22 protein-coding genes are annotated in these 23,962 nt (G+C 36.4%); 1 reads left to right on the top strand and 21 read right to left on the bottom strand.

Annotated elements, in window-relative coordinates:
• Positions 1-12: 12 nt before the first annotated feature.
• From yhbY to RWZ05_RS00925, 18 genes are all read right to left on the bottom strand, one after another.
• Complete coding sequence (gene yhbY / locus RWZ05_RS01010; protein WP_054747195.1) at positions 13-297, bottom strand: ribosome assembly RNA-binding protein YhbY; 285 nt, start codon at positions 295-297, stop codon at positions 13-15.
• 8 nt (positions 298-305) lie between these two features.
• The gene (gene obgE, locus RWZ05_RS01005; protein WP_105081105.1) at positions 306-1,577 is read right to left on the bottom strand and encodes a GTPase ObgE; all 1,272 of its coding nucleotides are present in this window, start codon (positions 1,575-1,577) and stop codon (positions 306-308) included.
• Between the two features lie 17 nt (positions 1,578-1,594).
• Positions 1,595-2,734 (bottom strand): S41 family peptidase, encoded by a 1,140-nt coding sequence (locus RWZ05_RS01000; RefSeq protein WP_314641202.1) that lies wholly within the window; start codon positions 2,732-2,734, stop codon positions 1,595-1,597.
• A 1-nt stretch (position 2,735) separates the two neighbouring features.
• Positions 2,736-3,941 (bottom strand): murein hydrolase activator EnvC family protein, encoded by a 1,206-nt coding sequence (locus RWZ05_RS00995; RefSeq protein ID WP_399554161.1) that lies wholly within the window; start codon positions 3,939-3,941, stop codon positions 2,736-2,738.
• Positions 3,941-4,828, bottom strand: a complete 888-nt coding sequence (ftsX, locus tag RWZ05_RS00990) for a permease-like cell division protein FtsX (protein WP_314641196.1) — start codon at positions 4,826-4,828, stop codon at positions 3,941-3,943. Before ftsX ends, RWZ05_RS00995 begins: the two co-directional genes overlap by 1 nt.
• Positions 4,818-5,504, bottom strand: a complete 687-nt coding sequence (gene ftsE, locus RWZ05_RS00985; RefSeq protein ID WP_314641194.1) for a cell division ATP-binding protein FtsE — start codon at positions 5,502-5,504, stop codon at positions 4,818-4,820. Before ftsE ends, ftsX begins: the two co-directional genes overlap by 11 nt.
• Positions 5,505-5,518: 14 nt before the next feature.
• Positions 5,519-6,451, bottom strand: a complete 933-nt coding sequence (locus RWZ05_RS00980; RefSeq protein ID WP_314641192.1) for a transketolase family protein — start codon at positions 6,449-6,451, stop codon at positions 5,519-5,521.
• Positions 6,451-7,287: a transketolase gene (locus RWZ05_RS00975; RefSeq protein ID WP_314641189.1), complete on the bottom strand. Its 837-nt coding sequence runs from the start codon at positions 7,285-7,287 to the stop codon at positions 6,451-6,453. Before RWZ05_RS00975 ends, RWZ05_RS00980 begins: the two co-directional genes overlap by 1 nt.
• A gap of 33 nt (positions 7,288-7,320) precedes the next feature.
• On the bottom strand, positions 7,321-8,421 hold the full coding sequence (gene csaB / locus RWZ05_RS00970; RefSeq protein ID WP_314641187.1) for a polysaccharide pyruvyl transferase CsaB: 1,101 nt from the start codon (positions 8,419-8,421) through the stop codon (positions 7,321-7,323).
• On the bottom strand, positions 8,414-10,456 hold the full coding sequence (locus RWZ05_RS00965) for a DUF5693 family protein (RefSeq protein ID WP_314641185.1): 2,043 nt from the start codon (positions 10,454-10,456) through the stop codon (positions 8,414-8,416). The genes csaB and RWZ05_RS00965 overlap by 8 nt, the downstream gene beginning before the upstream one ends.
• A 12-nt stretch (positions 10,457-10,468) precedes the next feature.
• A complete protein-coding gene (locus RWZ05_RS00960) occupies positions 10,469-11,164 on the bottom strand; it encodes a DUF2993 domain-containing protein (protein ID WP_314641183.1) in 696 nt (231 codons plus the stop codon).
• A 9-nt stretch (positions 11,165-11,173) separates the two neighbouring features.
• Positions 11,174-12,281 (bottom strand): peptide chain release factor 2 gene (gene prfB / locus RWZ05_RS00955; protein WP_314641180.1). Its coding sequence is split into 2 segments (ribosomal slippage): positions 11,174-12,223 and positions 12,225-12,281, totalling 1,107 coding nucleotides; the frame shifts between segments, so codons are not numbered across the junction.
• A gap of 120 nt (positions 12,282-12,401) precedes the next feature.
• The gene (gene secA, locus RWZ05_RS00950; protein WP_314641178.1) at positions 12,402-14,837 is read right to left on the bottom strand and encodes a preprotein translocase subunit SecA; all 2,436 of its coding nucleotides are present in this window, start codon (positions 14,835-14,837) and stop codon (positions 12,402-12,404) included.
• A 215-nt stretch (positions 14,838-15,052) separates the two neighbouring features.
• Entirely contained in the window at positions 15,053-15,580 is a 528-nt protein-coding gene (hpf, locus tag RWZ05_RS00945; protein WP_314641177.1) for a ribosome hibernation-promoting factor, HPF/YfiA family, read from the bottom strand.
• Positions 15,581-15,815: 235 nt separating this feature from the next.
• Entirely contained in the window at positions 15,816-16,013 is a 198-nt protein-coding gene (locus RWZ05_RS00940) for a cold shock domain-containing protein (protein ID WP_005386847.1), read from the bottom strand.
• Between the two features lie 516 nt (positions 16,014-16,529).
• Positions 16,530-17,255 (bottom strand): amino acid ABC transporter ATP-binding protein, encoded by a 726-nt coding sequence (locus RWZ05_RS00935; protein WP_314641175.1) that lies wholly within the window; start codon positions 17,253-17,255, stop codon positions 16,530-16,532.
• The gene (locus RWZ05_RS00930) at positions 17,252-17,908 is read right to left on the bottom strand and encodes an amino acid ABC transporter permease (RefSeq protein ID WP_314641173.1); all 657 of its coding nucleotides are present in this window, start codon (positions 17,906-17,908) and stop codon (positions 17,252-17,254) included. Before RWZ05_RS00930 ends, RWZ05_RS00935 begins: the two co-directional genes overlap by 4 nt.
• An 11-nt stretch (positions 17,909-17,919) precedes the next feature.
• Positions 17,920-18,726, bottom strand: coding sequence for a basic amino acid ABC transporter substrate-binding protein (locus tag RWZ05_RS00925; RefSeq protein ID WP_314641172.1), 807 nt, complete (start codon positions 18,724-18,726; stop codon positions 17,920-17,922).
• Between the two features lie 963 nt (positions 18,727-19,689).
• On the opposite strand from RWZ05_RS00925, the gene RWZ05_RS00920 reads away from it, so the two are divergent.
• Positions 19,690-20,292: an HD-GYP domain-containing protein gene (locus RWZ05_RS00920; RefSeq protein ID WP_004693025.1), complete on the top strand. Its 603-nt coding sequence runs from the start codon at positions 19,690-19,692 to the stop codon at positions 20,290-20,292.
• Positions 20,293-20,340: 48 nt separating this feature from the next.
• Here RWZ05_RS00920 and RWZ05_RS00915 read toward each other — a convergent pair whose 3' ends face one another.
• The 3 genes from RWZ05_RS00915 to RWZ05_RS00905 are packed head-to-tail and all read right to left on the bottom strand — an operon-like array spanning position 20,341 to position 23,954.
• On the bottom strand, positions 20,341-21,036 hold the full coding sequence (locus RWZ05_RS00915; protein WP_314641170.1) for a double zinc ribbon domain-containing protein: 696 nt from the start codon (positions 21,034-21,036) through the stop codon (positions 20,341-20,343).
• A complete protein-coding gene (locus tag RWZ05_RS00910) occupies positions 21,037-23,190 on the bottom strand; it encodes an ATP-dependent RecD-like DNA helicase (protein WP_314641169.1) in 2,154 nt (717 codons plus the stop codon).
• Entirely contained in the window at positions 23,190-23,954 is a 765-nt protein-coding gene (locus RWZ05_RS00905; RefSeq protein ID WP_314641167.1) for a shikimate kinase, read from the bottom strand. Before RWZ05_RS00905 ends, RWZ05_RS00910 begins: the two co-directional genes overlap by 1 nt.
• Between the last annotated feature and the right edge of the window lie 8 nt (positions 23,955-23,962).

The following is a 23,962-nucleotide window of genomic DNA, read 5'->3' as shown; positions in this document are numbered from 1 at the left end:
ATGATTTCAAAACTATTTAGGTAAAATAATTTTTGGTTCTTTTTTAGCTTTATACAAAACGCCATTAAAGCCAATAACTTGTACTAACTCAGCACCTAGCATGTCTGCTAGCTCTTCGAAAATAGTTTTATCTTCAGGGCTGTTATTGTGTAATTTTACTTTAATTAATTCACGAGCCATCAACGCTGCACGAGCGCTATCAATAACACTATCTTCTAAGCCATTTTTACCAATTTGTACAACTGGTGGCATAGTAGCAGCTAAAGAACGTAAATACCGTTTTTGTTTTCCTGTCATTATAACTCCTACTCTTGGAATGTAAAGCGTTGATCCCCAATTACAACTTCATCACCGTCTTTACAACCTTTTTCTTTCAACTTAGCATCGAGTTCCATAAAACGCCAAATACGTTGGAATCTACGAAGAGATTGATCGTCGCTAAGATTTGTCATAGCAACTAGTCTTTCAATACGTTTACCAGTAATGTAGAAAGCAGCATCATCACCACGAGTGATAACAAACTCTACATCTTGTTTTGCTTCATAAACAACCGTATCATCAGTTGCTTCAGGTTCTGGTTCGTAGTTTTCTACATAGTAGTAAGCTCGTTCCATAAGCTCTGGTAAACCTTCGCCGCTCAATGCATTGATAAGAAATACTTCATAGCCCTTATCTTCAAAGTATTTTTTATTATCTGGAATTGTGGTGTCATCAAAGACCATATCAATCTTATTAAGAGCAACAATTTGCTTTTTATTAGCTAATTTTTCAGAATATTTGCGTAACTCTTCGTTAATAGCATCAAAGTCAACCTTAGGGTCACGGCCTTCCATCCCAGATACATCAAGAACATGAATTAAAATATTCGTACGCTCTACGTGACGCAAGAAGTTATGACCTAAGCCAACACCTTCACTAGCCCCTTCAATAAGACCAGGAATATCGGCTAATACAAAGCTACGATCCCCAGAAATAGTTACAACACCTAGAACTGGTGTCAATGTAGTAAAGTGGTACGCTGCTACCTCAGGTTGAGCTTTAGATACTTTACGCAAAATACTAGATTTACCAACAGATGGATACCCTAATAAACCCACGTCAGCTAATACTTTCAGCTCTAATTGTAACCAGAATTCTTCACCTGGTTCACCTTTTTCTGCAAAGGTTGGCGCACGGTTAGCGCTTGTTTGGAAGCGAGCATTACCGCGACCACCACGACCGCCTTTAGCAATAACAAATGTATCGCCATCATTAACGAGGTCACAGAAAACTTTGCCTGTTTCTTCCTCTTTAATTACTGTCCCCAATGGAACAGGAATGATAAGTGGTTCAGAACCACGGCCATGCTTGTTGGAGCTTTCACCATTACCACCAGCAGGTGCTTTGAATTGACGTTTATATCTAAAATCTACAAGAGTATTAATATTCTTGTCCGCTTTAAAAATAACGTCCGCCCCTTTACCACCATCGCCGCCACTAGGACCGCCATTTGGCACGTATTTCTCACGACGAAAGCTGGACATGCCGTCCCCACCATCACCAGCCTTAACAAAGACGCGCGCTCTATCTATAAACATAATTTAACTCCTATGCATTATTGCTGTAATATCTCTAATGCCTTTTTAATTTGAATATCATCTAATGTACTAGATGGATTTACACCTTTTGGTAAATCTATTTCCACATCAGGTTTGATACCAGTTCCGTCAATAACACGGTCACTTGGTGTGTGGTATTTAGCAATGGTAACTTTAATACCCTCATTATCTAAACTTGGGAATATAGTTTGAACTGTACCTTTGCCATATGTATTAGTACCTACAATGGTACCTAATTTACGATCTTGAATGGCGCCTGCTATGATTTCAGATGCACTAGCAGATCCTTTGTTTACTAAAACGACTAAAGGAATAGTCACTTCAGGACCATCGGACTTATAAATATCCTTTTTACCAGCCCTATTTTGTACTGTTACCAATGTACCTGGAGGCATAATATAGTTGGCTATTTTTTCAGTTGTTGAAAGTAAGCCACCTGGATTATCTCGCAAGTCTAATACAAGTGCCTTCATTCCTTGAGCTTGTAGCTCCTTAAACTGAGTTGCAAAATCATCTGCCGTATTCTCAGCAAATTGACTAATGCGAATATAACCAACTGTGCTAGTTAGCATTTTACTTTTAACAGTAGGAAGAACAATAGATTCTCGAGTGATATCAAAATGCAACTTTTCACCATTGCGTTCAATCTCAAGGGCTACAACAGTACCTGCTTCACCCCGAATTTTAGAGGACGCGTCCTCTACTGTAATATCACTAGTAGATTGACCATCAATAGCAATGATATGATCTCCCGGCTTGATACCCGCTTTAAAAGCTGGTTGATCTTCCATAACGCTAACAGCATATAGGCCTTTATCATCTGTACCAAGCACCATACCAACACCAGCATAAGTTGCAGATGTTTGCATTTTCATGGACTTATATTCTTCAGCATCTAAGTATACACTATGCGGTTCTCCCAAAGAGTCAATTAAACCTTTTAGCATACCATCGTAAAGAGTGGATTTAGCTGTCGGTGTCATAAAGACTTGACTCGCAGCATAATAGGCTATAAATAATCTTGGCAATCCCCAGAATGAACCAGAAAGATACCAAAATGTAAGCCACATAATGGCGATGCCAGAGCCTATATATTTCAATAGGCTCCATAATACTGTACGTGTGTCAAATTTCATATTATAAATATCCCATAGGATCCACTGGATCCCCACTTATACGAACTTCAAAATGTACGTGTGGTCCCGTACTGTTACCAGTACTACCAGCATAGGCTATAACTTGTCCTTTACCTACATCTTGTCCTTCAGAAACAGCTAGCTCCGAGTTATGTCCATATAATGTAGACATACCATTACCATGATCGATAACTACGGCATAACCATAACCACCCATCCAGCCTGACCAAACAACAGTACCTCCATCAGCGGCATGAACAGGTGTACCTTCGTCAACACCAATATCGATACCTGAATGGTAAATTGTAGTACCCCAAATTGGATGCGTGCGATAGCCATATGGTGAAGTAATTTCACCACTAACAGGCCAGCCAAGTTGACCAGACCCTTGTACCCAAGAATAACTTGGTGCAGCTTGTTGAGCCACCGCTGCGGCGGCTGCTTCTGCAGCTGCACGTGCTGCTGCACGTTCTGCTTGTCGAGCTTTTAAGAGAGCTGTAATTTGAGCAGATGATGCATTCAGTTCTTCTACAGCTTGCATTGCTAAAGCACGATCATTTTGTGCTTTTTGTAGAACTACTTCACGCTCTTGTTTCTTCTGTTCAATTTCAGCTTGTTTAGCCACTGCCGCTTTTTCAAGCTCTACTAATTTAGCACGAGATTGTTCAAGGGCTTGCTTACGAGCAGCTATTTCAGCTCGCTCTTTTTTAATTTCATCAATTAACTTGATATCTGAATCAATGATTCGCTTTAAGATTTCTAAGCGATTTGCAAAGTCTTTAAAGTCTTTAGATCCAATAACTACATCTAAATAACTCAAACGCCCATTGATATAAATATCACGGACACGTTTATGGAAAACAGCTTCACGGCCTTCTAAACGCTTTTGTGCTTCAGCAAGTAACTTTTCATTAACAGTAATATCATTTTCTACTGCTATACGTTGTTGTTGAATTGCTTCTAATTGTTGTTGCGCTTGACGCAATTGTTCTTCAATTTGACGCAATTGCTCAGATACGCTCACAATGACAGTTTCAGCATCTGCTTTAATAGCATTTTGCTGATTTACTTGTTGTTGAATCGAATCGAGTTGATTCGTTAAATCTTCGTCTTCTGCAATGATGTATAGAGGTGTTCCCAGTACAACTATACCCGTTAAAATTGTTACTACAAGACGGGACTGTATTGTTTTATATTTCATAAACATTACACCTTCATGTATTGTTTTAAAGAAATAGTACTACCAATAGCACCTACTACTATGCCGCCACCTAAAATACAGATAGCCACATCATAGAAAAATGGGAACATTGGTACTAATGGGAAGAATGCTAACGATTCAGATACTTCCATAGTAATAAAATGATAGAATTCACCAACGCAAAGAACGGCAATGATAGCACCAATTAAGCCTAACATCATGCCTTCAATTAAAAACGGCCAACGAATAAAGCCATTTGTAGCACCTACATACTTCATGATGGCAATTTCTTTACGACGTGCAAATACAGTTAACCGAATTGTATTAGAAATAATAAATAATGTAGCGGCTGCTAAAAAAGCAATCAATACAATACCGCCAATACGAATAACTTGAGTAATGCGGAAGATCTCTTCTACAATATCTTGACCATAATGTGTACTTTCTACACCTTGGAAGGTCTTAGCTAGCTTTGCAGTTGCCTTTACATCACTAGGATTATCAAAAGTTAATACATATGAATTAGGCAATGGATTTACACCACCTAAAGCATCAACTAATTGCTGTTGATCACCAAGACGCTCTTTAAACTCTTTCATAGCTTGTTCTTTATTAACAAACTCAAGCTTTTTAAGATTTGGGATCGCCTTTATTTGCTTGCCTACAGACATAATTTGTTCTGTTGTTAAGCCATCTTTTAAGTAAATACTCAACTGTACTTGGTTTTCCAAGCTAGATGCCATATTATTCAAGTTAATAACACCACATAGGAATACACCAAGCATAAATAGAGATAAAGCCACTGTAGAAATAGATGCTAACGTCATAAGACCGTTACGCTTCATAGATTTGAGGGCTTCTTTAAAAAAGTATTTCAATGTTCTAGGCTTCATTAATTTCTGCACCTCTCATATTATCACTTTGAACGCGGCCATCTTTTAAACGAATAACGCGTTTATTTAAATACGAAACAAGATCCATATTATGGGTAACCATAATAACGGTAGTGCCAAAATTGTTGATATGCTTGAACAAATCTACAATATCCTTACTTGTATCAGGATCTAGGTTGCCTGTTGGCTCATCAGCAATGAGTACAGACGGGCGATTAACAATAGCACGAGCAATAGCAACACGCTGCTGTTCACCACCAGATAGATCCTCTGGCAAATCATTAGCCTTATCACTTAAACCAACAAGCTCTAATACATGACTTACCTTTTCTTTAATAATCTTTGGTTTTTCTTCAATTACTTCGAGAGCAAAAGCGATATTTTCAGCTACCGTTTTATTTGGTAATAAACGGAAGTCTTGGAATACTACGCCTAATTTTCTACGTAATTTTGGAATTTTGCTACGCTTCAAGCGCGTAACATCAAAGTCATCAACGATAACTGTACCAGTATCTGGTACAACTTCATGTGTTAACAACTTGAATAGAGTTGATTTCCCTGCACCACTGTGACCACAAACGAGGACGAATTCACCATCGTTAATGGTTAAACACACATCGTCTAATGCAACAGAACCATTATCATAGACTTTACTAACATTCTTAAATTCAATCATGGGATCCCCTTTGATTATTTACGAGTGATTACACGTTTTACTGCTTCTACAATGTCTTTTGCTGTTAAGCCATATTTAGCCATTAATTCTTTTGGTGTACCACTCTCCCCAAATGTATCTTGTACACCAACGAACTCCATAGGAACTGGCTTATTAGCCACAACAACTTCAGACACAGCAGAACCAAGACCACCAATGATATTATGTTCTTCTGCGGTAACAATAGCACCTGTTTCATCAGCTGCTTTAATAATTGCATCTACATCGATAGGCTTAATAGATGCCATATTGATAACGCGAGCAGATACATTAGACTGACCTAACAATTTTGCTGCTTCTACAGCAGGTCCAACCAAGGCACCACAAGCGATAATTGTAACATCAGAGCCGTCTACTAATGTTGTAGATTTGCCTGGTACAAATGTATAACCTTCTGCAGTTACATCATCTACACCGGCACGACCAAGACGCACATATACAGGACCTTCATAAGATGCAGCCCATTCAATAACAGCCTCTGTTTCACGCTCATCTGCAGGAACTACGACTGTCATATTAGGCAATGTACGCATACAAGAAATATCTTCCAAGCTTTGATGTGTAGCACCATCTTCACCTACTGTAATACCCGCATGTGTAGCACATACTTTTACATTTAATTTTGGATAACATACAGCATTGCGAATTTGCTCGAATGCACGACCTGTGGCAAACATAGCGAAGGAAGAAACAAAAGGAATTTTACCTGCTGCTGCAAGGCCTGCACCAACGGAAATCAAGTTTTGCTCTGCAATACCTACATTAAAGAAGCGCTCTGGGCATGCACCTTTAAAAGTATCAGTTTTTGTAGATTTAGATAAATCTGCATCTAAAACGATAATATTTGTATTCTCTTTACCAATGCGAGCTAGCGCATTACCATATGCTTCACGTGTTGCTTTACCCATTATTGTACCCCCATAATTTCATTAACAAAGGCTACACCTTGTTCTTCACTAGGCGCTTTACCATGCCAACCTGCTTGACCTTCCATTTCTTCAACGCCTTTACCTTTTACAGTATGCATTACGATGCATGTAGGGCCTTCTGTGAAAGCTTTAGCAGCTTCAATAGCATTATGAAGTTCATCAAGATCATGACCATTTACTTCAATAACATTCCAATTAAAAGCTTTGAACTTTTCAGGAATTGGTAATGGAGAAAGTACTTTTGTAATATCGCCGTCAATTTGAAGACCATTAAAGTCAACAAAGGCAGTTAAATTATTAAGTTTGTAATGACCAGCAAACATTGCTGCTTCCCAAACTTGACCTTCTTCAAGCTCACCATCACCAAGAATGGAATACACTCGATAATCAGCATTATCAATTTTACCAGCCAGCGCCATACCACAAGCTGCAGAAATACCTTGACCTAAGGAACCAGTAGACATATCTACGCCAGGTGTATGTTTCATATCTGGATGACCTTGCAACATATGGTCAATTTTACGTAAGTTCAAAAGCTCTTCTTTTGGGAAATACCCTTTTTCAGCTAATGTAGCGTATAGTGCAGGTGCAGCATGACCTTTAGAAAGGACAAAACGATCTCTATTAGGCGCTTTCGGATTTGCTGGATCTACATTCATTTCTACATAGTACAACAAGGCCATCACATCGGCGATAGATAGTGAACCACCTGGGTGACCGGATTTTGCAGCCGTCACAGACTGTACAATACTAACGCGAATAGCTTTTGCCTTCTCTTGAACTAATTGTTTAACATCATGTGTTAATGTAGCCATAGAGACCTCTCTTTCTGGATAGGATCCAATATATTAATAATTCTTAAGTAATGAAATAGCAATTTCTGCATTGCGTTGAGAATCTATGCGCAATGTTTCAATGCGGTCATAAGAGGATTGATATTCTTCACGAGAATTCAATAGTTTATGACACCGTTGATATAAAGCTTCTTCACGCAAATGAGTCATTGTACCAATAGGTTCTTGCCCAATCATGTGTAAAAAACTTGTAATTTTAGGATCGTAAGAAATGCCAATAACAGGTTTCCCCATTAAGGAACTAAAGACTAAGGCATGTAGTCTTATACCAATCATCAAGTCAACATTACCGGATAGGGATACTTGTTGTTCAGTAGAGAATGGGCCCTCCAATACAATAGCGCCCTTCGGCATATAACTAGCAATAATCTTAGCTTCTTTTGTATCCTCAGGATGAGACATAGGAATAAAGATAATTTCCACATTATCTTGTTCTTGCAAGCGACTCAATACATTTGCTAAGGCCTCACGGTATTCGGTATCTTCTTTCCAACTGCGGACAGCAACACCTATCTTCTTAGGTTGTTCAATTGCTTCAGAAAGCTTAGAAGTATACCTTTCAAGAATATGTTTCCCAATTGATAAATCAGCAGGTTGCATTGCCAGTACAGCATCTGCAGTAACCTCTACATCGTCAATACCTAAAGATTCTAATTCCTCTTTAGAAATAGAGTCTCTCACTGTAATTGTATCTACAAAGCGCAATACAAAACCTACAGCTCGACGCGTAGATGGTCGATTCAAAGGTCCAATCCCTTGGGAATAAAGCATAACCTTTTTCCCCATCATTTTAGCTAACGCCATAATACTTAAGTAATAATAAGTATTACGAATACTAGTAGCATCTTGTAAAAGACTACCACCGCCACTGATGACAAGATCAGAATTAGCAATAGATTTTAAGATACCAAATGCAGAAAATGTACCAACTGCATTGATATTATGTTTCTTACTAGTCTCTTTAGGATTACCAGAAATTACAGTAATATGTGCGTCTACCTCTTCTTTACGAATAGCATCGATAATAGCGCAAAGCATAGCCTCATCACCAGCATTACCAAAGCCATAATAACCAGAGATTACGATATTACTCATGGTCAACCTCCCTAGCTTGGAACCATTGTGTTACATATATCACAAAACGTACAGCAATGATAAGAAGCACGCCGAAAAGAGCACCAAGCAATAATCCATCATAACCACGCATGATAGACATGAATACAGGCGTCCTGATATGGCAGAATGTTTCTACCATAGAAGCAATACCGATAACACCAGCTAGAGTTAATAAAAAATGAATCACTGTAGGCCATTTCCGTAAGAATGCAAAGGTGGCAAGCATTAATGCAGGATGACCAATAATAAATTCTTTTTCGCGAGGTCTTGCATACATCGTATTTTCAAGGAAACGACGAAGCATAAGTTCAACAGTAGGCACTGGAACACCTGCAGTATGACCACTACGACCAACAAATACCCATGCTACTGCACCGAGGGCAGCTACTACGAAGAATACATAGAATTTAACATCCATTGTAAGGAATTCTACTACGAACTTCTTCGCTTCTTCTTTAGAGTTAATCATGCGCCCTTTCCACAATGGAAATCGTTGTAAATAAGCAATCATAACGAGAATAACTGGTAATACAAATGTTAATTTAACACCCCTAAAGATAGCAAATTCCATAAAGAATTTCGTATTACCAAGTAAGGATGCAATATACATGGCTCCAATAGCAGCAAATAAAGCTGCAATTACAAGATAGAATAAAGCAAGCACTGTAGACTTAGTAGCTCCTAAAGGACGTGCACCATCATAACGACGCCACTCTTCCATCAGGCGAATCATAGCCCCCACTGGAGCCATAACAGCACTAGATAAAGCCCAAATTTGGGTGATTAAAGTACCGCTTGTAACGATAAATACAACGATAGATGCTAAGGAAATACCAAAAAAGGCAACCAATTGTGTATGTTTAGACATTGGAATTAGCATTTGACCAACATATACAAAGAGAGCAATAGCACCGATCATAGTAAGAACTACTAACAACGGATTTGGCGTATAAGGTGGATAAATATCTGCAGGACCAAATTCAAAACCTTTAGCAGCAAGTTTTTCCGTAGCCATACCAATATAGTTTATCGTTGTTTGTAATGCAGTTTCATTGTTTACGCCCGTTTCATATATAGGGAACAAGTTAAAACGAATATTACGTTCAATATTACTAATGTAGAAACGTTGTGCAGCTTCTTCAGGAGTGATTTTTTTCAACTCATCTTTAGGAATAGTATATACACGACCTACACTGTAATTATCTTTAGCAGCCATTTCCAAGAAACCTTGTTGTGGTTCATATTGCAATTGATTTACTGCTTCAATACCAACTAGAGGAATATGATTTTTGTGTAACAACTCTAATGTTTCATCTGTCAAATTAGGTGCACCTAGAGCCTCTTTACCTGCAAAAATCATGCCTGTTACATGTGGAATACCTTCAAGGCGTTTAAAGACATATTGAAGATCTTCAGAAGTAACATTTCTGTAATTGGTAGGACGAACAATCACATTAAAGCCACGGTCTGCAATTTCTTGAGCTTGCAATTTAGAAATACCAAGATTCATCTTTGCGTAGCTATCAGCTGTAGCACCATATAATTCAAGAACAGGGCCGATACTTGTGTTAAGTTCCCTAACCTTATCCTTGCCGATGCGATGGTATAAATCTTCACGAATCTCTTTATAATAGCCTTCTTTACCAGGAATAAGCGCTACATATGTGGCACCAGGTTTGATGGATGCGCCATTAACACGAACAGAGTCCATCTCTTCAGAAGTTAAGACTTTAACCTGCCCAGCATCTTTAGCTTTTTCTAGTGTTCTGTCATAAATAGCAAATGCTGTTACTCCTACATTGCGAAGTGCATCAAACGCTTCTTGTTGACTACGTTTTTCAAAGGCATTGGCCCGTAAAACAGCATCATAATCTACAATATTTTCAATATGATTTTGAGATTTTTCAATTTGATGGCGTTCAAATACTAAGTATAAAGAAGATAAAAGACCTACAATAATACAAAGTATAAGAATCCATGAGTATTTACTTTTTTGAGTGTTCCGATGATTCACAGCAAATCCTTTCTAGTTGAATATAGGTTTAACTTTAATGCGAATTTGTCCATTATCAGTAGTTAAAGTATCTGCTTTTACAGGGATAGGGAAATTATTAAAATCATAAATCTCTGTCTCTTCTAACACACTAGATGTCAAACCAGGAATTGTAGCACCATTAATGGTGAATTTTTTAGGTGAAAACAATAGCTTATTATTATTTAACTCCAAACTGCCATCCAACTTAACATCACCTTTAAATACCATTCCCACATTCATTTGACCAGTTAAACTAATATTGTCTTTATCAATAGTTACATTAACATCTTTAATTTCACTACCAGCTTGAGTACTCAAGAATGATGCTAAATCAGAATTTGTAACAGTACCATCAATACTAGCATTACCTACACTAATAACATCAATATCTTGATTAGCTAACAAGGAAATTGGATTAACAAGAATTTGTTTTGCATCAAATTGGAAAGTAGCAAAATTAAGTTTACCAAGCTTAACATTATCTAATGAACCATACACATGGTCAGCTTCACCATACAATAGTTTGAATCCAGGTTGGGATTCAACATTAACACTTTGTGCTGATGGTTTTAAAGAATCATTTAATTGCTTTTCAATACGAGAACTAATATATGAAGGTAATAAGAATTGTGTTGCTGCAGCTAATGCTATAATCAACACTAATAGGAATAGCAAAATTTTTTTCATAAACATCTCCTAAATCGTTAAGTTCGCCTCTTTCTTCAAGAAGCCTTCGATAAATTGATCAAGGTTACCATCCATGACAGCTTGAACATTACCTGTTTCAACATTAGTACGATGATCTTTAACAAGATTATAAGGATGGAATACATAAGAACGAATTTGACTGCCCCACTCTATGGCCTGGTAGGTACCACCAATTTGTTCTTTAATTTCGGCTTGTTTTTCAAGCTCTAATTCAAATAATTTAGCACGTAATAAGCGCAATGCTTGTTCTCTATTTTGCATTTGTGATCGTTGTGTTTGACATTGTACAACAATACCTGTCGGTTTATGTGTCATACGTACAGCAGAGTCAGTTTTATTGATGTGCTGACCACCGGCACCGCTGGCACGATAAGTATCCACCTGTACATCCTTCATATCGATATTGATTTCAACAGTATCATCAATCTCGGGCATAACATCGACAGCAGCAAAAGAAGTATGTCGACGTGCAGCAGCATCAAATGGAGAAATACGAACTAAACGATGAACACCTTTTTCAGATTTTAAATAACCAAAAGCATTTTCACCTTTAATAAGGAACGTAGCAGATTTAGTACCCGCCTCATCACCTGGTTGTTCATCCATTAGTTCAATAGAAAAACCAGATTTTTCAGCCCAACGCAAGTACATTCGGATTAACATGGAGCACCAGTCTTGTGCCTCCGTACCGCCTGCACCAGCATGGAAGGTTAAAATTGCATTATTAGCATCATATTCACCGCTCAATAACAAGAGAACCTCTTGTTTTTCAACAGTTTCTTCTATGGCCTTAACATATTCCTTAATTTCACTCTCCATAGAACTATCATCTTCTTCGATAGCCATTTCAAGCATTACATTGGCATCCTCAATATCACCAACAAGTTGCTTATAGCTTTCCACAGCATTTTTAAGTTGTGTAGCTTCTTGAGAAATCTCACGAGCCTTATCTGGATTATCCCAAAATGTAGGATCACTCATCTGTACATCAAGTGTAAAAATTCGATCCTCTTTCTGAGCGATGTTAAAGTGAATCCCTCATTCCATAAATACGTTCTTCCAGATTAGAAATTATTGGTTTTAAATCTTCTAACAATTTATGCTCACCACCTTTAACTTATTAGTCTATCACATCGATAAACTATTACCTTAATAAAATAGAAAAATGGCCGTTGCCCATTGGTAGTCCCATTGAGCAACGTGCCATTCACAAATCTTAGTCTTCGTTTTGTGGCTCCAACACATCTTCATGATGGGATTGTGCACCTTCTAAGTGATCAACTGGTTCTTCGATTTCTTGAATCAATTGTGCACGAATTTTATATAACGCCATGATTGTTTCATCTTGAATTGCTGCAATCATGTTTTGGAACATATCAAAGGCTTCAAATTTGTATTCCACCAATGGATTTTTTTGACCATATGCACGAAGGCCAATACCTTCACGCAACATATCCATATTATCCAAATGTTCCATCCATTTGTTATCAACAACGCGCAACATGATAGCTTTCTCAAGTTGGCCAAACATAGCATCACCAAGCATATTAACACGATCTTGATACTCTTCATGAGCAATTTCTAACAAGCGTTCTAATAATTCTTGACGAGTATATTCTTCCATATCTTGAGGTGTCATAATCTCTTCAGTTAAGAAATACTGACTTAAGTGTTTGTAGAGACCTTCGTAGTCCCATTCCTCTGGATAAAGCTTCTCATCAGCGTAAGCATCTACAGAATCAGTAACAAGCTTATCAATCATTTCATTAATCGTTTCACGCAAAGATTCGTTGCGCAAAATACGACGACGTTGTTCATATAACACTTCACGTTGTTGATTCATAACATCATCATATTCAAGAACATATTTACGAATATTGTAGTTATGATCTTCAACTTTCTTTTGAGCTCGTTCAATAGATTTTGTAATCAAAGAATGCTCAATAGGCTCATCCTCTTCCATACCGAGTTTATCCATAATGCCTGTAATATTATCAGCACCAAAGATACGCATTAAATCGTCTTCCAAGGATAAGAAGAATTGAGAAGAACCAGGGTCACCTTGACGCCCTGAACGACCGCGCAACTGATTATCAATACGACGGCTTTCATGGCGTTCAGTACCCAAAATAGCTAAACCACCTAATTCAGGTACACCTTCACCAAGGGTAATATCTGTACCACGACCAGCCATGTTTGTAGCGATAGTTACCATACCCATTTGACCAGCATTAGCAACAATTTCAGCTTCTTTTTCATGGTGTTTAGCATTCAATACATTATGAGGAACCCCTGCACGTAACAACATGTCTGAAAGTTCTTCCGATTGTGTAATAGATGTAGTACCAATTAAAAGTGGTTGACCTACTTTATGACGTTCTACAGCATTACGAACTACTGCACGATATTTAGCAGCTTTGGTTTTGAAAATTTGATCCGGTAAATCTGTACGAATCAATGGTTTATTTGGAGGAATTGGAATTACTTCTAAACCATAGATGTTGACAAACTCTTTTTCCTCTGTTTTAGCTGTACCAGTCATACCAGCTAATTTTTCATACATACGGAAGTAGTTTTGGAATGTTACAGATGCCAAAGTTTGACTTTCACGTTCAACTTTCAAGCCTTCTTTAGCCTCGATAGCTTGATGTAAGCCATCAGAATAACGACGACCAAACATTAAACGACCTGTAAATTCATCGACAATAACAACTTCTCCGTCTTTAACTACGTAATCAGTATCGCGGTGCATCATTGCATGGGCACGTAAAGAGGCACCAAGCAAATGATTCAACTCGATATTTTCAGCATCATATAAGTTTTCAACGCCAAGCATTTGCTCTACCTTTTCTATACCAGAATCTGTAGGCGCAATGGTTTTTTGTTTCTCATCAATAGTATAGTCTTCATCTTTTACAAGGTGAGGAACAATTTTAGCAAGTTTATAGTAATTATCTGTGGAACGTTGACCAGGACCTGAAATAATTAACGGAGTTCTTGCTTCATCAATCAAGATAGAGTCAACTTCATCGACAATAGCATAATTTAATGGACGTTGTACCATTTGAAGTACATCAGTTACCATATTATCGCGCAAATAGTCAAAGCCAAACTCGTTATTTGTACCATACGTAATATCACATGCATATGCTTCTCTACGTTGGTTAAAATCGAGATTAGCTACAATAAGACCTGTGGAAAGGCCTAGGAAATTATATAATCGACCCATTTGCTCACTGTCACGAGTAGCCAAATAATCATTTACTGTAACTACGTGCACACCTTTGCCTGTCAACGCATTAAGATATACTGGTAATGTAGCAACTAATGTTTTACCTTCACCAGTACGCATTTCAGCGATATTACCATTATGCAGGCAAATACCACCCATTAACTGTACGTCAAAATGACGCATACCTAATACGCGTTTAGATGCTTCACGAACTACAGCAAATGCTTCTGGCAATAGGTCGTCTAACGTTTCCCCTTTTTGCAAACGACGTTTAAACTCATCGGTTTTTGCCACTAAGTTAGCATCACTTAATTTAACATAGTTTGGTTCAATTTCATTAATATGATCAGCAATAGCACGCATTTTTTTGATTTCTTTAGCGTTGTTATTACCTAATAGCCTTTGTAAAAAGCCTAACAAACAAATCACTCCTCTACAGGACAGCTTACATTATTTTATCTAATTTATTATAACGAAAATGCCTTGAATAGTCAAAGAATTCAAGGCATTTCACGATTATTTATAGTATTTTTTAAAAAAAGGTGGATGACTCAAAACGGTCATCCACCTTAGTATAATAATCGGCTGATTAAAAGTAGAAAGGAGTTAGGATTAAGTTCAGCCGACATTATAGGTTATTGAAGTTCTGGCTCAATTAAACCATAGAAACCATCATGTCTACGATATACAACGTTCATCACTTCAGTTTCAGCATTGAAGAACATAAAGAAGTCGTGCCCAATAAGATTCATTTGCAAGATTGCTTCTTCTACATCCATTGGGCGTACTGCAAAGTGTTTGCGTTTTACAACTTCGATAGTTTCTTCTTCCACAGGAGCTGCTAACACATCTGGATGGAAAGCTTCTTGTTTTTTGAAACGTTTCGCTAAACGAGTTTTATGTTTATGAATTTGACGAACAATTTTATCAACTACTAAGTCAATAGCTGCATACATGTCATCATTAGTTTCTACACCACGGAGAACGATTTTATCAACGAAGCATGTAAGTTCAACTGTAGATTTATCTTTTACAACGGATAAAACCGCTTGTGCATCTAACTCATCATCGAAGTAACGAGTCAATTTGCTCAATCTTTTTTCAATGTATGCTCTTAAAGCATCTGTCACTTCAATGTTTTTACCTCTGATTGCTACTTTCATAAGTCAACACCCTTTCTAAAAATCATCCACGAGATACGAGTGTGTGGTATCATTTTACCTTATCTCTCGTGTTATATTTAGTATTTCTACATCGACTAATAAAACTCCTTCTTTTTATACAAAATATTTTATATTTTTTGTAGAAATATGTATATTTTCAGAACTAAAAAACCTCGATATCATGTAATATCGAGGTTTTCTTATATGTTGTTATTATAAATATTCTCGTATGTGATTACGCTTTAACAACGTTAGCAGCTTGAGGTCCACGGTTACCATCAACGATATCAAATTCTACATTTTGACCTTCTGTCAAAGATTTGAAACCTTCATCTTGGATCGCAGAGTAGTGTACGAATACATCGCTACCGTCTTCTCGTTCAATAAAACCATAACCTTTTTCTGCGCTAAACCATTTTACTTTACCTAACATGGTAATTTCCTCCTAAAAATATATTTATTGTCTTACTGTCTTGCTCTATATCTGTATCATAACACAGCATGTATAAAATATCAAACAATAATATTAGCATTTTTAATGAATATACAAATAACATTTATTGACAATCCGTGATATTTTAATATCAACAAACCCTTTATTTATCAGCATTATAAATATTTCTGTACAACCTATAAAATTATTACATAATTTTATAATCATAAAAATATATGAATTAAAAATTATCACTACAAAAAATAACTGTATAAATTATAATTATATCACAAATATTTATAGCGCTAATCGTATTTATTAGATTAATGAATCCTTATTTAGAGCACATACATAGCCTTCTACTTTAGAATTTTGAATAAGTCATCAAATATATTAATAGATATAAAGCTATAAATATATCACAAAAATAAATATAAACAAAATTGGTAATATTTAAAAACAAAAAAATAAGAAGCAATCTCTATCTTTAAAGATTGCCTCTTATTAACTTAGAAATTAATCTAATAAAATTTTGTCCAAAAAGGATTTTGTTCTTTCATTTGTTGGTGAATCAAATACACGTTCTGGCGTATCATCTTCCAAAATCAAACCACCATCAACAAATAATACTCTATCTGCAACTTTTTTTGCAAAGCTCATCTCATGAGTAACAATAACCATCGTCATCCCATCTTCTGCCAATGATTTCATTACATCTAGTACTTCACTAACCATTTCTGGATCAAGCGCAGATGTTGGCTCATCAAACAACATCACCTTAGGTTTCATAGCCAACGCACGAGCAATTGCAACACGCTGCTTTTGCCCCCCAGACAAAGACTCTGGATAGGCATTAGCTTTATCCGCTAAACCTACACGATCAAGTAAAGCTTGACCTATTTTCTTTGCTTCATCAGAAGATATTTTACGAACCTTAGTTTGCGCTAAGGTTAAGTTTTCCATAACAGTCATATGGGGGAACAAATTAAAGTTCTGGAATACCATACCCACTTCAGCACGTACTTCATTTAATTTCTTTTTATCTGAAAGATCCATACCATCTACAATAACTTTACCAGATGTAGGCTCTTCCAAATAGTTCATCGTACGTAAAACCGTACTTTTACCAGAACCAGATGGCCCGATGATAACCACAACTTGACCTTGCTCAATATGTAAATTAATCCCTTTAAGTACTTCATTCTTACCAAAGGTTTTATGTACATTTTCTAATCTAATCATTTAATGCTATATTTCCTTTCAAGGTATCCAACTAATTGTGAAATAGTTACAGTCATAATTAGATAAATAACAGCAACTGTACCCCAGATTTCAAAGGATGCATAAGTTTTAGCAATGATTAATTGACCACGACGTGTCAATTCTTCAAACCCGATAACAGAAACCAAAGAGGAGTCTTTTAACATAGCAATAAATTCGTTCCCTAATGGAGGAATAATTGCTTTGAACGCTTGAGGCATAATGATATAACGCATGGTTTGGCTCCAAGTTAAACCTAGAGATCTACCAGCCTCCATTTGACCTTTATCTATAGATTGAATACCAGCACGGAAGATTTCTGATACATATGCACCGGAGTTAATACTACATGCTGTAACAGCTGCAATGAATGGATCAATACGTTGACCTGTAATCATTGGTAAAGCAAAATAAATCAAGAAGATTTGTACCAATAGTGGCGTACCACGAATGATGTCTACATAACATTTCGCTAATAATCTAACTAAACTAAATTTAGATAAATTCGCTAAAGATACTAACAAGCCGATAAAGAAACCACAGCCTACAGACATTGCTGTAATTTCTACAGTCACAAGTGCACCTTGTAGTAAGAGCGGTAAATTATCCGCAATTAACCCCCAATTAAAACTCATGATCTCTCCTATTATTTAAATTCTAACACTACTGGCATATCAGCAGGTGCATCTACATTAAACCATTTTTTATATAATGTATTAAACTCACCATCTGCCTTCATATCGGCAATTGCTTTATTAATTTGTTCTTGCAACGCTTTATTATCTTTGTTAATTGCTAAGCCCAAATATTCTTTTGTATTTGGATATGCCATAAATTTAATATTTTGGTCAGGGTGTTTTGTACTATAGTATTGTGCTACAGGCAAATCAATTATAGTTGCATCAACCCCACCATTTTGTAATTCTAACAGAGCTTCATTACTATGGTCAAACTCTTTTACTGTTGTACCTTCAATTTTATGAGCCAAGTCAGCACCAGTTGTTCCTAATTGAGCAGCGATTTTTTTACCTTTTAAATCATCAAGAGAATTTATAGTTGTACCATCTTTAAAAACTACTGCTAACGCATTCTCATAATAAGGAGAAGAGAATAATACTTTTTCGCTTCTTGGTTTAGTAATAGTCATACCAGATGCAGCAACATCAATATCGCGAGTATTTAACGCAGGAATCAAAGCATCAAAAGCAACATTTTTAAGTTCTATATCTTTATTAATACGTTTACCAATAGCACGAATAAGATCAATATCAAAACCAGTATAATCTTGAGACTTTTCATCTTTAAATTCAAAGGGAACAAATGTTGCATTAGTACCAACAACTAGTTTATTAGAAGCTGTTTGATTAGATGAACCGCAGCCACCAATTAAGGAGCCAGCAATAACTAACATACAACCACCAACAATTAATTTTTTCAACTTGCTATTTAACATTTTATCAACCTCTTTGTTCTAACTTACTATTACTTTATAACAGTATATATAGTTAGTATAAATATGTCAACTATTTTGTATATAAATATAACAAATATTGCAAAATATCTATATTTATATATTATATTTATACACGCGCTGTATAAATATAAACACTTTGAATAAAAATATTACCATAGATAGTGAGTTTCTATAGATTTTTTAATATACAAATGTATAAAAAGAAAAAGCACATGAGAAAAGCCTCATGTGCCCGTATACGGCTGACCTGGTCTTTGCCCCCACACTCGCCTGCTGGAGGGTTCGCTCATAAGTCTGAGACTCCCCACTACTACCTCTCTCGGTTTCCCGGCAGGACTTACACCTAAGCCGCACCATGCTCACAGTCTCTTAGACTGCTTATGTGGATCGTTTTGCCTGCGACTAGCCTCGACTTTCAACCACAGACCCGTATAGACGTATTATAAAGAATAAGAGTATTCATGTCTAGGTAAATAATAATTTTATAGGTAGTATATTATATATGCACCTACAATAGTATAATAGCAACTCTAGTAATGAAAATAGATGCTATAAACGATGATATAAATGATACTATAAATTTAAAACCAAACATACTAACGATGAGTTCTCAGACTAATGAGAATATTTTTTGCAACCCCTATTTCTTGATGTATAGAAAATTGGAATAGAAAACCTAAAAAATTCTTCATATTATTTTAATATTTCTAAAATTATTTTTTCAAAGTACTATATCTAGTGGATTCTTAAAAAGTCAATTATTTTTAGTATGCTAAATATGAATACATTATATATATAAGAACATACGTATCATACACAAAATATTATTTATGGTGTATAATTTGTATACTGTTAAATTAGAACGGCCTAAAGTTGTACGATATGAACATGAGTACGAGGGGTTGTACCAAATGTTCTGTACGTTAGTTAGAGGGGTTTATTATGTTTATGTTATCATTGATGCAACCATCTGGGTTGTATGAACTGGAAAAGGACAGTTTAGAAGCAATAAGTGCTCAGCTTTTGCAGATGATACAAATGAAAAGCTATCATCTTTATACTCATTCTATCCAAGTTTCAAACTATGCAGTTAGTATTGCTGCTAAAATGGGTTTACCATTAAATGAAATTGAACAAATTCGTCACGCAGCTTTACTGCATGATGTAGGGCTATTAATGGTGCCTAATGCACTAATTCAAAAATCTCCATATCTAAATAAACAAGAAATGTCCAAGTATAAGCAACATGCGGCAAGTGGTGCCAATATGATCGAAAACTACCCTTGCTGCCAACAAATCTTGCCTTATATTCGTTACCACCACGAAAAATGGGATGGCTCTGGTTATCCAAAGCATTTACGAGGTGCTAACATTCCATTAGGAGCTCGAATCATTGCTGTTGCCGATTATTATGATACAACAGTTAATCCATCTACCGAGTTTTGGGCAAAAACTAAAGCTAAAGCAAAAGAAGAACTCTTTAGTGCATCTGGTTCTCTTTTCGATCCAGATGTAGTAAAAGCTTTTATTGATGTTCTTGGCTAATATACTTACTAAGCGTTCACCTTATGGTGGACGCTTTTTTATTGGGATTTAAAAACTACCACTAGCTAATGTTAATGCATCAATTTTAAAAGGTTTATATGATCTCAACACCTTAGTTACAGCTTCAATGGTTGCGCCTGTCGTATAAATATCGTCTACAATTAAAATATTTTTATCAGCCAATTCAATATCCTTGTACTCAGCTTTTATGACAAAGGCATCATCAATATTTTGATGTCTTTCCTTATTAGTTAAAGCCCACATATCATTTGAAGTATCAAATTTATATATACAGTCTAACCAAATAAAATGCTTATTATCAATGTTTTGTAAGGACTGTGCCCAATGCCTGAAAAATAAATCAACTTGATTATATCCCCTTTTATCAATTTTTTTAGCACTAGACGGTACGGGCACAATATAGTCATATACGGTCTTACAATTACGACTAACTATATTATATTTATCATATTTCATGTAAAAGTTGTACGACGTTAAAAAAGGAGCAGCCCCTTTGGACTGCTCCTTTTTTTCATTAAATTTTACATCGTAAATCATAGACTTTAGACCACCACGATATTCCGCAAGCACACAGACATCATCTACATGATGTAAAAATTTATGTGGCACATGACGAATATGTAATAGATCTGTAAAACAAGTTTTACACCAATCACCTTGTGTTGCTACAGGCGCACCACAGTGAGGACAAACCGGTGGAAATAGGAAATCTAAAAGACTCATTTAAGAATCACATCTCCCTTGTAGTCGTTCTTTAAACAATGTATATCGTTCATCAGCATTAACGGTACGTACTGCACGTTCAACAGCACTAGTAGTACCAACAATAATAACTTTTCGTTTTGCTCGAGTAACAGCAGTATACAACAAGTTGCGTTGTAACATACCACCATATCTAGGAACAAACGGAATAATAACTACGCCATACTCACTACCTTGGCTTTTATGAACCGTAATAGCATAGGCTGGCATAATCATATGTGCTTCATCGATAGGTAGACGAACCTCTTTATGGATAAATCGGATACAAATATCTGTTCGTGTAATGGCGTAAATGACACCAATTTCACCATTAAAGACCTCTAACTCATAGTCATTTAGGATTTGAATAACCTTGTCGCCAACGCGATAAGTAATGCCATTTACACGTACTTCCCCTTTATAGCTATCTGGTGGATTAATAGCTTGTTGTACATATTGAGATATCAACGTACTACCCGCTTCACCACGACGCATAGGAGAAATAATTTGAATATCTAATTCATCCTCTACATATTCCTGCTCTCGTTTATATACATCGATGATAGTTTTCATCATCATGTCATAGGACTTAACGGGAATAAAGGAAAACTCTTCACTCACACCATCTAGATTCGGCATTCCCCCTCGATTGATGGCATAAGCGCTTTCAACGATAGTGTTGCCAGAACTTTGACGATAAATCTGATTGAGTCGTGTATAAGGTACACAATCACTATGAAGCAAATCTTTTAATACAAAACCGGCCCCAATGGGTGGCAACTGATCGACGTCGCCTACGATAATAACATGAGCTTCTTTAGGAATAGCGGCCATTAAAGAATAGAATAGACGAACATTGAGCATAGAAGCTTCATCGATGATAATAACATCTATATCTAATGGATCATCCTCATTCTTAGTAAAATCATAGGAATCACTACCTTGAACAGGTACTAATAATCTATGTATCGTAGTAGCTTCAAACTCCGTAGCCTCTGTAAGTCGTTTCGCAGCGCGGCCCGTAGGGGCACATAAGATAATACGACCTAATCCACCTAGTTGGAACCCTTTTACTAAAGCCTTAATAATCGTTGTTTTGCCCGTACCAGGACCACCAGTTATGAGGGAAAACTTCTCAAAGAAAGAAAGCTGAATAGCCTCTTTTTGAGCATCACCAAAGGTAATATAGTTATCATGTTCAAATCGGTCTATAAAGCTAGGAATATCTAAAGCAATTGGATCTGCTTCTAATAAAAACTCCCTAGTATAGTGAACACCTTCCACTTCAGAAACATACATTTCTGGGGGATAGATATATAAAATATCTTCGTAATATGTACTATACAAGGCACCTTGCTCTAAAAGGCTTTCAATAAAGTTAGCAATATCATCTACATCAGTTTGCAAAAGATCATCTAAGCGACCTATCAGTTGATCTACTGGCAAGCATGTATGACCTTGATTATCTAAACTGCGCAAAATCCATTCTAAACCAGCCTCTAGACGGCGAGAATCACTACCTGTAATGCCCAAATGTTCCGCTAATGTGTCAGCCGTACCAAAGAGCATATCCGGTGCAACACGCAATAAGGTATAAGGGTTATCCTCTATGACAGCTACCGACTGAACACCGTAATAAGTATATACAGTTCGACTCCATTTAGAAGAAATATGGTGACTTTCAAAAAAGTGATTCAAATCGGATAAAATACCTTCACCTAGTAAAGTGTTAAATAATTCATCCTTAACACTTTTTCGAAGACCAGGAACATCCTTAATTTCTTCAGGACGTTCCTGACGCAAAATTTCTAAAATACGAATGCCAAAATAGTCGAGAACCTTCTCTACAGACTTCTCCCCAAACCCTTTTATACCTAGGTTTAGTAAATACGTCTTAGCTGCGCCCATATTATCGGGCTTTAACTTTTCCACGCTGCTCGCATCAAATTGACGCCCGTATTTTTCATGCTCTACATAGCGACCTCGTACTTCAATATCTTCCCCTTCTTTAGGAGACTCAAATTTGCCGGTACAAGTAATGTATTCCTCATTATAATCTTTGAGGATAAACACGCAATATGTACGCTGTGTATTCTCATATATAGTTCGGTATACAAATCCTCGTATAGCGTCCATTATTTCTCCGTATTAGGCAAGGCTTCAATAATTTCTTGCACCGCATCGGTAATGCTACCTTCGTTACCAATTTTGATATGCGCCACTTCTTCGTATAATGGATATCGTTCTTCGTATACATTAAATATATACTCGATACTTTCTTTTACAAGTGGACGAATTTCAAGATCCAAATCATCGAGAATATGATTTACATCGCGATTAACGAATACAACAAGACCATTATTGCGCATTAAGTTTACAGTTTTATCATAGGTAACTGTACCACCACCGGTAGCGATAACAGATGGTTTGTTATGAATTAATTCTTTGATTGTATTATATTCATATTTACTAAATGCATCTTTACCGTCATAAATAAAGATTTTTTGGACAGATTTTCCCACTTTGTCTTGAATCGTTTGATCTAAGTCATAGAAATCTCGGCCCAATTCTTTAGCTAACATTTTACCTACTGTAGTCTTACCTGCACCAGGCATACCTATGAGAAAAATATGTTTATGCATATTTTCTTTTAAGTACTCGTTACTCATGGAAACAACAGTTTTCATAAAGTTTTCTACATAGTTCGCTAAAGACTCATCTTTGCAATTGGCACGATGCATAGCAATGATGCTTTCATCCCGTTCTTCATCGACAAGTGGCAAATGATGTTCATCTTTATATTTGCCAATTTCTTTAATTAAGGATAGTCTTTTTTCAAATTCACCGACTAAAACAGTATCAATACTGTCAATTTGTTTGCGAGCTTCTTTAATATCCATGAGAACCC

The organism is uncultured Veillonella sp., from assembly GCF_963543145.1.
In the GTDB taxonomy this organism is placed as follows: domain Bacteria; phylum Bacillota; class Negativicutes; order Veillonellales; family Veillonellaceae; genus Veillonella.
The sequence above is the reverse complement of the archived record's forward strand: the minus strand, read 5'-3'. Positions and strand labels throughout refer to the sequence as shown.

Coding starts and splice junctions, on each gene's coding strand:
- RWZ05_RS00925 (WP_314641172.1), bottom strand. CDS start 18,726: ATGTTAAATAGCAAGTTGAAAAAATTAATTGTTGGTGGTTGTATGTTA.
- RWZ05_RS00960 (WP_314641183.1), bottom strand. CDS start 11,164: ATGAAAAAAATTTTGCTATTCCTATTAGTGTTGATTATAGCATTAGCT.
- RWZ05_RS00920 (WP_004693025.1), top strand. CDS start 19,690: ATGTTTATGTTATCATTGATGCAACCATCTGGGTTGTATGAACTGGAA.
- hpf (WP_314641177.1), bottom strand. CDS start 15,580: ATGAAAGTAGCAATCAGAGGTAAAAACATTGAAGTGACAGATGCTTTA.
- ftsE (WP_314641194.1), bottom strand. CDS start 5,504: ATGATTGAATTTAAGAATGTTAGTAAAGTCTATGATAATGGTTCTGTT.
- RWZ05_RS00930 (WP_314641173.1), bottom strand. CDS start 17,908: ATGAGTTTTAATTGGGGGTTAATTGCGGATAATTTACCGCTCTTACTA.
- RWZ05_RS00975 (WP_314641189.1), bottom strand. CDS start 7,287: ATGGCTACATTAACACATGATGTTAAACAATTAGTTCAAGAGAAGGCA.
- RWZ05_RS00940 (WP_005386847.1), bottom strand. CDS start 16,013: ATGTTAGGTAAAGTAAAATGGTTTAGCGCAGAAAAAGGTTATGGTTTT.
- RWZ05_RS01000 (WP_314641202.1), bottom strand. CDS start 2,734: ATGAAATTTGACACACGTACAGTATTATGGAGCCTATTGAAATATATA.
- RWZ05_RS00910 (WP_314641169.1), bottom strand. CDS start 23,190: ATGGACGCTATACGAGGATTTGTATACCGAACTATATATGAGAATACA.
- RWZ05_RS00995 (WP_399554161.1), bottom strand. CDS start 3,941: ATGTTTATGAAATATAAAACAATACAGTCCCGTCTTGTAGTAACAATT.
- RWZ05_RS00980 (WP_314641192.1), bottom strand. CDS start 6,451: ATGGGTAAAGCAACACGTGAAGCATATGGTAATGCGCTAGCTCGCATT.
- yhbY (WP_054747195.1), bottom strand. CDS start 297: ATGACAGGAAAACAAAAACGGTATTTACGTTCTTTAGCTGCTACTATG.
- obgE (WP_105081105.1), bottom strand. CDS start 1,577: ATGTTTATAGATAGAGCGCGCGTCTTTGTTAAGGCTGGTGATGGTGGG.
- RWZ05_RS00915 (WP_314641170.1), bottom strand. CDS start 21,036: ATGAGTCTTTTAGATTTCCTATTTCCACCGGTTTGTCCTCACTGTGGT.
- csaB (WP_314641187.1), bottom strand. CDS start 8,421: ATGAGTAATATCGTAATCTCTGGTTATTATGGCTTTGGTAATGCTGGT.
- RWZ05_RS00935 (WP_314641175.1), bottom strand. CDS start 17,255: ATGATTAGATTAGAAAATGTACATAAAACCTTTGGTAAGAATGAAGTA.
- RWZ05_RS00905 (WP_314641167.1), bottom strand. CDS start 23,954: ATGGATATTAAAGAAGCTCGCAAACAAATTGACAGTATTGATACTGTT.
- ftsX (WP_314641196.1), bottom strand. CDS start 4,828: ATGAAGCCTAGAACATTGAAATACTTTTTTAAAGAAGCCCTCAAATCT.